The sequence below is a fragment of the Paraburkholderia haematera genome (assembly GCF_905220975.1).
In the GTDB taxonomy this organism is placed as follows: Bacteria; Pseudomonadota; Gammaproteobacteria; order Burkholderiales; family Burkholderiaceae; genus Paraburkholderia; species Paraburkholderia haematera.
This window is the reverse complement of the sequence record NZ_CAJNBK010000053.1, coordinates 1-8,203: the sequence shown is the minus strand read 5'-3', so window position 1 is coordinate 8,203 and position 8,203 is coordinate 1. Positions and strand designations below refer to the sequence as shown.

Below are 8,203 nucleotides of genomic sequence, written 5' to 3'. Positions count from 1 at the left end.
GACCGGGTTGGCATGAGCCAGCCTTATTGAGGCTTGAGCCGTATGCGGGGAAACTCGCACGTACGGTTCTTAGGGGAGGACGCGACGGCAACGTCGCGTCCTTACCCGACTTTTCCATGACACGGCACGGTGGCGCTTTCGCGGCGCTTCGGGCCATGAATGGCGGCGCTGAGCGCGCCCTGACCGGCGGGTCGGCAAGCGTTGTGCCGTTTCCTGCGGGAGCGCGCAGCGCTCAGGAAATGGCGGCGGAGGGTGGGAATTGCAAGGCTTTCCCGCGCGGCGCGGCACCGCGCGAGGCTGTTCCAGCGGGGTCTAGCCGTAGACGCTTTCCACGCTGAGCCGGCGCGTGGCCGAAGCCGGTTGCGAAGCGGCCTGGGTCACCCCGCTTTCGCCCAGCGCATAAGCCACGCAGCGTTTTGCCAGCACCTCGGTCGGATCGACCAGCCGCACTATTGAACCGCCTGGCCGCGCAAGCGTCGAGGCGCGCAGCAGCAGCGGCAACTCGGTGCAGCCCAGTACGATCACCTGCGCGCCTTGCTCGACCAGGTCATCCACCGCGGCGGCGACATCGTCGTAACACTCGCCTGACAGGTAACCCGCCTTCGCGCCGCCTGGTCCGTAAATCGCGTTCATGAGACGGGCCTGGGCGGCCTGGGCCGGTGCGATCTGCACGAAGCCGCACGCTTCGAGCGCCTTCTCGTAGACCCGGCTGGCCAGCGTGCCCGAGGTGGCGAGCACGCCGACTTCGCGCAGGTCCGGAAAGGTCTCGCGCAGATAATCGGCGGTACAGGTCAGCATATTGACGATCGGAATGGTCAACGACGGCTGAATCCGCGCGACGAACGCATGCGCCGTATTGCACGGAATCGCGATGAGATCGGCGCCGCCTTCTTCGAGTGTCTTGCAGGCGGCGTAAAGCGCGAGTGTCGGATCGTCGCCGTTGCCGAGCAGCGCTTCGGTGCGATCGGGAATCTGCGGATTCTGCTCGACCATCACCTTGATGTGGTCCTGATCGCGCGCGGCCGGCGTGTTGCGCACCAGTTTCGCCATGAAATCGACTGTCGCCGCCGGGCCGACACCGCCCAGCACGCCTACCTTGAAACGCCGCTCCGGCTGTGCATATTGCGCCGCTGCAACGTAGCGCGCGTAGACCAGATTGGTGTCGACGAACGGCACTTCCAGCGTGCCCAGCGAGCGCGCGACCAAGGGGATTTCGGCGAGTCCGGGCAGGATGATCTCGGCACCTTGCGCGATGAGGTCCGCGCAAGCCGCGCGCAACAGGTCGACGGGCCGGCCGCTCAGGTGTCCGCTTTTGATGCCTTCATCGCCGTACACGGCGCTCGTTACGCGATCGACGCCCTCTTCGTTACGCGGATGCAGCACGTCGAACCGCGCATTGTCGAAATGGCGTTCGAAGAGTCCGTTAGCGCGGATCGTGTCGGAAGTCAGCACGCCGATACGGCGGACCGATGGAAACGCTTGCCGCACATGCGCGAGGAGCGCGGCCATGATGTTGGCGATCGGCAAAGTCACATTCGCCGAGAGTTCATCGATAAAGGTGTGGCTGAGGAAGCACGGCAAGACGATCGCGTCGACACCGCGTTTCTCGAAGGCACGAATCGTGTCGAACACGTGGATCTTGAACTGAGCACTCGCTTCGCCAGGCGAAAACGGTTCGGACCACGATTGCGGCTCGAGGACGAAATCGAATGGCTTGGCCGCGCCGGGACGGCGCCAGGCCGTGGTCATCCTGCTCAACACGTCGACGCCGGCGAGCGGCGACGCGCCTGTCACGACACCCAGCGAACGATGACGATACATGATGGCTTCCCCCGTCGTTTTTCATTTCGCCTTGATATTAGGACGCTTTGGGGGCTTCCGGATGACGTTAACCATGAAATAGCGGGTTTATGCCTGGCGAGGCGCTGACGGTCTGTTTGCCTACGGAGATGTTTATCGCCGTTTTGTTAAGGGTTTATAGGCGTTGCCCTTGTTCGGGGCATACGGACAAACAGGCGCCACGCGGCAGAGAACTCAAATCTAGGCGACTTCGACAACACCTTGCACCGTGCCTCGCTTACGGCGCTCCAATGTACTGATACAAACCAGCGAGACCCCTGCAAGGCAACTATAAAACACGGCCAACGGCCACCATGCTCCCGGATACCGATGCGCGAGCAACGTCCCAATCAACGGCGTCAACCCGCCGGCCAAAGCAGCGCAAACCTGGTAAGACAGGGAAATAGCCGAATACCGGACTCTCACCGCGAATGCGGTCGACATAAACCCGGCCATCACCGCATAAGAACTCGACATGCACATCACCGCCAACGCGATGCCGATCACAATCGCCACCGGCCGTCCGGTCGATACCAGCGCGAACATCGGATAAGGGGAAAGCATCGCCAACGCCGCCGCGCCCTTCAAAAACCTTCCGGTACCGATCCGTTGTGCGAACCACCCCGAGCCCAGTTGCGTGAACAACTGAATGAACGCCACCACGAACAGACAATCGAGAATCAGCGAACGGTCGAGCCCGAGCGTCTGTGTCGTGTAATTCAGCATGAACGTATTGACGAACCATGCACCGGCCACGCCGATCACATTCGCACCGAGACACAACAACACCGTGCGCCACGCGTCTCGCACAACCTCGGCGACCGGCAGTGCGGCCACTCGCCGTTGCGCTTTGAGCGCCGTGAATTCAGGCGATTCGCCGACACCCGCACGGATCAGCAAACCCACCACCAGCAACACCGCGCTGGCGAGAAACGGCAGGCGCCAGCCCCAGTTGAGAAACGCGTCCCTATCCATCGACGCCACCGCGCGAAACGCGAGCAGCGACAGGATCAACCCCGCCGGACTGCCCAGCTGCGCGAACGAAGCGAAGAAAGTACGCCTTCCCTGCGGCGCATGTTCGCTTGCCATCAGCACCGCGCCACCCCACTCGCCGCCGATCGCGATGCCTTGCGCGACCCGCAGCAGCACCAGCAACACCGGAGCCCATACGCCGGCACGCGCATACGTCGGCAGGAAACCGATACCGACCGTGCCGATACCCATGATCGCCAGCGTTGCCACGAGCGCCTTCTTGCGGCCGATGCGGTCGCCGAGGTGGCCGAACACGAGCCCGCCGAACGGCCGCGCGAAAAAGCCCACCGCGAAGGTGCCGAACGAAGCCAGCGTGGCGAAGAACGGGTCGCTACCCGGAAAGAACAGCTTGCCGAAAATCAGTGCGGACGCGGTGGCGTAGATATAAAAGTCGTACCACTCAATCGTAGTACCGACAAATGCCGCTGCTGCGGCGCGGGTGGGTTGCCGCCCTGCGGCGAGGTCGTCTGGCTCGCGATTCATGTCTTTCGTCTCCGAGGTCATTCTTCTGGATAGCGCGGCTTCTTCGTGCCGTCACCGGATCACTGCTGGCTTACAGTCAGGCTTTCAGTACGCCCGCATCGAGCAAACGTTGCTGGGTTGCAGCGTCGATGCCCAGTGCGTCGAGTACATCGCGCGTGTCGCCGCCCAGCGTGGGCGGTGCACTGCGATAAGTGGCCGGCGTGCGCGACAACTTGATCGGCGACGCCGTGCCGCGATACTCGCCCATCTCGATCACCATGCCGCGATGCAGCGTATGCGGATGGCGCGCAACGACGTCGACGGTTTGCACCGGCCCGCACGGCACGCCTGCATTGATCAATGCCTGAGCGAGCGGCTCGCAGTCGTGTGCGGCAAGCAAACCTTCGAGCGCGGCCTTTAGCGGCTCCCGATGCGCGCAGCGGCTGCGGTTGTCCACGTAACGCGGATCGTCCGCGAGTTCCGGCGCGCCGAGATGCGCGCACAGTCGCGCGAACTGCCGGTCGTTGCCGACGGCGAGAAAGATCGGCGCGGTTGCGGTGCGATAGCTGTCGTAAGGCGTGATGTTTGGATGCGCGTTGCCGCTGCGCTGCGGCGTGCGGCCCGAACCGAAATAGTTCGGCAAATGCGGATGCAAAAGCGACACGCCGCAGTCGTACAGCGCGATGTCGATCGATTGGCCACACCCGCTTTTCGTGCGCTCGGCGAGCGCCAACAGAATGCCGGCCAGCGCATTCAAACCCGTCACCATGTCGACGACCGGCAAGCCGACGCGCGTCGCCGGCCCGTCGCGTTCACCGTTTACACTCATCAAGCCAGTCATCGCCTGAATCGCGGCGTCGTAGCCGGGCAAGCCACCGAGCGGGCCGTCCGGGCCGAAGCCCGATACCGCGCAATGAATCAGCTTCGGGAAGCGTTCGCGCAAATCGCGCTCGTAGTCCATGCCCCAGCGCGCGAGGGTGCCGGGCTTGAAGTTTTCGACCAGCACGTCGGCGTCTTCGAGCAGCTTCCACAGAATGTCGCGGCCTGCTTCGCACGACAGATCGACCGCGATACCCTGCTTGTTGCGGTTCACGCCGGCGAAGTACCAGGCGGTGTCACCGCAAAACGGCGGCCCCCAGCCGCGTGTTTCGTCGCCGCCAGGGGGCTCCAGCTTGATGACGTGGGCGCCGTGATCGGCCAGCGCCTGCGTGCAGTATGGGCCACCGAGTACGCGGCTGAGGTCGATGACTTTGATGCCTTGCAACGCGCCTTGCGTTGCCTGCTTGTCTTGCGCGCCGTTGTTCACGTGTTCGGTCATTGCTTGCTCCCTGCCGGCAGCAGTTGCAGGGCCTGGTCGAGCGTCACGCTGCGAGCATAGACCAGTGCATCAATCACGTCGTTTTCAGCCGAAGACGTCTGCACGTCGAGCGGATCGAACGGCAACAGCTTGTGCCGCAACACCAGATGACTGAGCGCAAGACGACGGAAATCCGGCGCGAGGCGCACGCCTTCGCAAGCCATTAGTACCGCTGTGCTCGCGTGATACAAGGCCGTGCCCGCCTGCCGGACCGATTCATCGCGTCCGCACTCGGCGACGCTCGCCAGAGCATCGCAAGCGCGCGTCAAGGTAGAACGAAGCATCTCAAGACTCTCGGCGGGCAATCCTGCAGCGTCGAGCAGATCCTGCAGATACGTGCGCAGCGGTTCGAGTGCGCCGTCCCGTTTGGCTGCGCGCGCGATGTCGAGCGCGACGATGTTGCTGGTGCCTTCCCAGATCGAACCGAGATGTGCGTCGCGCACGAGACGCGCATCGCTCCATTCTTCAATGTAACCGGTACCGCCGCGCACTTCCATCGCGTCGCCGGTCACGCGGCGGGCATCGCGGCACGCGCGGAACTTGATCAACGGTGTGAGAATGCGCACGCATTTCGCCGCCTGCCGATCACCGGCGTCGGCCTTTTCGAGCAGCAACGCGATCTGCATGAACATCGAACGAGCCTGCTCCGCGGGCAGCATCATCTTGAGCAATTGGCGCTGCATCAGCGGCATATCGATCAGCTTGCGGCCGAACGCTTCGCGATTGTGCGCGATGTGCAGCGCCTCGGTCAGCGCGCGGCGCATCAAGCCCGCCGCACGCACGCCGTTCGACAGACGCGACATGTTGATCATGTCGGCCATCTGGTGGAAGCCGCGCCCCACTTCGCCGATCAGATACGCCACGGCCCCTTCCAGAACGATCTCGCCGCTCGCCATCGAGCGGCTGCCGAGCTTGTCCTTCAGACGCACGATCCGATAGCTGTTGCGCGAGCCGTCCGGCAAGGTCTTCGGCAGCAGGAACAGCCCAAGGCCGTTGATGCCGGCCGGCGCATTGTCCACGCGCGCGAGCACCATTGCGAGATCGGCGTCGGCGTTCGAGCAGAACCATTTGTCGCCGTACAGACGCCACGCTTCTTCACCGTTCACGCCGGTTTCGCGCGCTGCACGCGTCGCGATACGGGCAACATCCGAGCCCGCCGCCTGTTCGGTCATGAACATCGCGCCCTGGAAAAGCGTGTCGAAATCGCGCGACGCCAGCATCGGCAGAAATCGTGCGACCAATTCGGGTGCGCCGAATTTGCGCAGCGTACGCGTGAGCGAATCGGTCATGCTGACGGGGCAGCACAGGCCAAATTCCGCTTGCACGAACAGGAACGTCAACGCGTATTTAACCAGCGGTGGCGGCGCTGTCTTACCTTCGCGGGTGTCGTGACTCATCGACGCCAGACCCAATTCCGCATAGGCCACGCGTTCCAGCGCGACGTAATCGGGATGCTTGTCGATGCTTTGCAGCGCTTCGCCGCGCCGCGTGCGATGGCGCAATTGCGGCGGATTCTTGTCGGCGGAGAGCGCCAGGACGTCGAGTTCGTCGGACGCCCGCTGGCCTAGCGAAACGAGTTGGCTTTCAAGTTCCTGATACAGCGCGTCGCCGAGATGCAGCTTGAGCAAGCGGGCGAAGTCGGGATCGCTGCTGAAGAAGTTGATGCCCCGGCTGTCGGGAATATTGGACGAGCCGTGTGCCGGCTGCGCGGTGATGTCGCTCATGCGTGTCTCCTTTGTGGAAGGAGCATAGAAGCGGCTTCGATAATCGTCTAATACAACTTATATCCGGTACGATAGACGTTGCTTATCGATAAGAGAACCGGAGACTACCGTGGACCTGAAGCAATTACGCTATTTCGTGGCGGTCGCCGAGGAACTTCATTTCGGCCGCGCGGCCAAGCGGCTGTTCATTTCGCAGCCTGCGCTCAGTTTCGACATCCGCAAATTCGAAGACCAGTTGGGGGTGCAACTGCTCGCGCGCACCAACAAAACGGTTGCGTTGACGAACGCGGGGCAGGTGCTGCTTGGCGAGGCGCGCCGCTTGCTGTTGCAGGCTGGCGAGGCCGAACGCATCACCGTTCGATCGGCGCACGGGCTCGCTGGCCGATTGCGGATCGGCTTCGTGAATTCGATGTTGTACCGTGGTATGCCACAGGCGGTGAGGCGCTTCGAGGCTGACTACCCGGGCGTCGAGATCGTCCTGAAGGAGATGAACACCAGCGAACAGGTGCACGCGATCCAGCGGATGCAAATCGACATGGGGTGCGCGCATTGGGGCAATTTCCCATCGGATGTGGTTTCCACGCCGATTTTTTCCGAGCCGTTTCTGTGCTGCTTACCGGTTGATCATCCGCTGGCGCGAAAGCGCAAGGTCGATCTGCGGGCGTTGGCGCAGGAGCCGTTTATTCTGTTTCCGCGCACGGTGTCGCCGCACTATCACGATCTGATCATCGCTCAGTGTGTCGGGGCCGGTTTTAGTCCTTTGATTCGTCATGAGGCGCGGTTGTGGCAAACCGTTGTGACGATGGTCGGGTTTGGGATGGGGGTGGCGTTGGTGCCTTTTACCTTACGGCAGGTGCAGGATCCGCGGGTTTGCTTTTTGCCCTTGCAGGGCGAGACGCTTTTGTCGCAGGTTTTGCTATTGCGGAGAGAGGGGGACTCGGAGCCTGTCGCGGATCGGTTTGTTGAGTATCTTGGACGTGGGAAGTGAGGGGTTTTTTGCCTGCTTGGCGTTTTTTTCTGTTTGCCTACGGCGTTGGTGTTTGCCTGATCTGTCTGCCTGCGCGGCGCTTTTTGTCTGTGCTTTTATGGAGTTGGCCTTTCCTTGTATTCTTAGTGGTTTATTAGCGTCGCCCCTGTGCGGGGCGGCACTTACTTCTCTTTGCCGGCCGCAAAGAGAAGTAAGCAAGAGAAAGCAGCTCAAACCGCTAATTCTTAAGCGGGTCCCCCGCACAGTTGCGGTAGTGGTGCATCTGGAATCTGTCTTCTCGCATATTCCGCGTCAGTGACAAGGCCGTCATACTTCCGGCGGAGCTACGCGCGCCGAAGATCTCGTCATAAAACCGACCGCCGCGCTTTCGCTCTCGCGTTTTGCTCAGTGCCGTGGCTCGCCGTTGAATCGCAACTGAGACGGACGCTGGCAACGGCAACGGCAACGGCAACGGCAACGGCAACGGCAATGCACTAACGTTGCATATGACCAGTATTTTCGCGCGTTTATGTGCTGCGGAGTTTGTCTTTGCAACTGGAGGTCTCGCCGAGGCGAAGCCGATGGCTCCCACCGTGCACGAACGAAGCGCCTGGTTTCCCATGCAGACCCGTCCGCGTCGCACGCAGTGCGGAGTGGGAGCGAATGAGCCCTTAGTCACTAACGCGAAATGTGCGAGGACACGGATTCCAGAGAGGGTGTAATTAGTTTTGTGTAAACGGTCATTTGGCAGGAGACTGCCAGTAACAGGAGCGACGATGACCGTAGCGAAACGCAACAAACGAGTGAAACCCGATCCTGAGC

General features: G+C 62.0%; 5 protein-coding genes. 1 reads left to right on the top strand and 4 read right to left on the bottom strand.

The window, feature by feature from the left end:
* Positions 1 to 312: 312 nt before the first annotated feature.
* From cuyB to KHO23_RS34640, 4 genes are all read right to left on the bottom strand, one after another.
* Entirely contained in the window at positions 313 to 1,821 is a 1,509-nt protein-coding gene (gene cuyB, locus KHO23_RS34655) for a cysteate racemase (protein ID WP_211617515.1), read from the bottom strand.
* Between the two features lie 219 nt (positions 1,822 to 2,040).
* Positions 2,041 to 3,354 carry an MFS transporter gene (locus tag KHO23_RS34650; protein ID WP_211617514.1) on the bottom strand — a complete coding sequence of 438 codons (1,314 nt, stop codon included), beginning with the start codon at positions 3,352 to 3,354 and terminating at the stop codon, positions 2,041 to 2,043.
* Positions 3,355 to 3,430: 76 nt separating this feature from the next.
* Entirely contained in the window at positions 3,431 to 4,651 is a 1,221-nt protein-coding gene (locus KHO23_RS34645; RefSeq protein ID WP_211617513.1) for a CaiB/BaiF CoA transferase family protein, read from the bottom strand.
* Positions 4,648 to 6,414 carry an acyl-CoA dehydrogenase family protein gene (locus KHO23_RS34640; RefSeq protein WP_211617512.1) on the bottom strand — a complete coding sequence of 589 codons (1,767 nt, stop codon included), beginning with the start codon at positions 6,412 to 6,414 and terminating at the stop codon, positions 4,648 to 4,650. Before KHO23_RS34640 ends, KHO23_RS34645 begins: the two co-directional genes overlap by 4 nt.
* A 109-nt stretch (positions 6,415 to 6,523) precedes the next feature.
* Between KHO23_RS34640 and KHO23_RS34635 the strand changes: the two genes are divergently transcribed.
* Positions 6,524 to 7,402, top strand: coding sequence for a LysR family transcriptional regulator (locus KHO23_RS34635; RefSeq protein ID WP_211617511.1), 879 nt, complete (start codon positions 6,524 to 6,526; stop codon positions 7,400 to 7,402).
* The last annotated feature ends 801 nt before the right edge of the window (positions 7,403 to 8,203 follow it).